Source organism: Clostridium sp. CF012 (assembly GCF_018861755.1).
Classification (GTDB): domain Bacteria; phylum Bacillota; class Clostridia; order Clostridiales; family Clostridiaceae; genus Clostridium_AD.
Genome location: NZ_JAHLEF010000090.1, coordinates 1 through 1,548, shown reverse-complemented (window position 1 = coordinate 1,548; position 1,548 = coordinate 1). Strand labels below are relative to the sequence as shown.

Below are 1,548 nucleotides of genomic sequence, written 5' to 3'. Positions count from 1 at the left end.
TAATAAAGTGGACCCTGTGTCAAGGACATTCTAAAAAAAGAGCCTTAAAAATACCCTAATATCATATTTTCTGATATTAGGGTATTTTTTTAAACTTTTATAGGGTACTTACCTGTATTTAAGTATAAGGCATATTGATTTGGTGAGAGTTTTGCTAGATTCCATTGGTAACGATCATTGTTGTAAAAGTCCATATAATCATCGATCTCACGCTTTAAATCCAAGATACTATAGCATCTTTCTAAATGTAATTCATCCTTCATATGGCCAAAGAATGATTCCTGTGGAGCATTGTCCCAACAGTTCCCTCGTCGGGACATAGACTGGCGAAGTTTCTTATCTTTTAGAAGTTGACGGAAAGATATACTAGTATAATGACATCCTTGATCAGAATGCAGGATTGTCTCACTATTTAACGAAAATCCGTGATTCTGCATAAGAATATGGACAGTTTCAAGCACGAAATCTACAGCTAACGATTCGCTAACAACATATGCCATTACCTGGTTAGTGCACGCATCCTTAATTACGGAAAGATATGCCTTGTTACCATGATTGTAGAAAAGGTATGTGATATCAGTGAGAAGTATCATACCCGGACCATGTTCCTGGAACTCACGGTTTACCAGATTTTTAGAAACATTGTCGGTTTTCATGGCCTTAGCTATGCGGCGGTAAGGATTTGCTTTGCGTATTGGGCATTTCAATCTATATTTGCTCATTAGACGTTGTATTTTCTTGCGATTCATTCGAATACCTTGATTTAGAAGGCGCATATGTATTCCACGTGAACCCTTATCATAACCACGAAACGTGTATGCTTCTAGAATAAGTTCAAACTCTCTTTTGTCTGCTCCTTCCTTCTCGTTTCTTGTATCTATATTATTTTGCCATCGGTAATAACCTGAGCGAGATACTCCAGCTGTTTGGCAAAGCAAAGTGATATTAAGCAGGCTGTTATCCCGTTCAATCATTTCTTTAATGAGCTTGTATTTGATGGGTGCTTTCGCTTGTATTCCCAGTTTGCCTGCCGATCCATTTGAATATTTTTTTTTAGAAATTCATTTTCTTGGTTTAAGTATGTAATTTTTAGCTCTAAGCGCTTGATTTTTTCAACATCTGTTAGTTGCTTTGTAGCCGGACGACCGGAGTGATTTTTTCTGATGTCTTCAAATCCTTCTGGCCTTAATTCATATACCTTCATTTTCGCTACAAAGCCGTCTTTTCTTCTCTTTCCAAGCATATGATGATCAATACCCATATCACTCAAAATTTGCGATGGCAGCTTTCCAGCACGATATTCTTCTTGGAAATTTTCTTTAAATTCTTTTGTATAGGTAATTGATTTTGCACTTACCTTTTGGATATATGGGTTCTTGCGAAGTTCGCTCTGTTGTTCTTCTGTAAAATAATTTTTTCCCATAGTATCACTCTCCTAACTTAATGTATTAAGTATAACAAAAAAGACCCTACAAAGTAGAATCAGTTAATTTTGAGACAACTATGCCTCTTTTTTTAACTGTCTACCTTATAGGGTCCATTTTATAA

Annotated in this window: 2 protein-coding genes; both read right to left on the bottom strand. The window is 36.0% G+C overall.

Annotated features, from left to right (window positions below; genetic code table 11):
* Positions 1–89 precede the first annotated feature (89 nt).
* On the bottom strand, positions 90–974 hold the full coding sequence (locus KPL50_RS26355; RefSeq protein ID WP_216301439.1) for an IS3 family transposase: 885 nt from the start codon (positions 972–974) through the stop codon (positions 90–92).
* Positions 971–1,423, bottom strand: coding sequence for an HTH domain-containing protein (locus tag KPL50_RS26350; protein ID WP_216301438.1), 453 nt, complete (start codon positions 1,421–1,423; stop codon positions 971–973). The genes KPL50_RS26355 and KPL50_RS26350 overlap by 4 nt, the downstream gene beginning before the upstream one ends.
* Between the last annotated feature and the right edge of the window lie 125 nt (positions 1,424–1,548).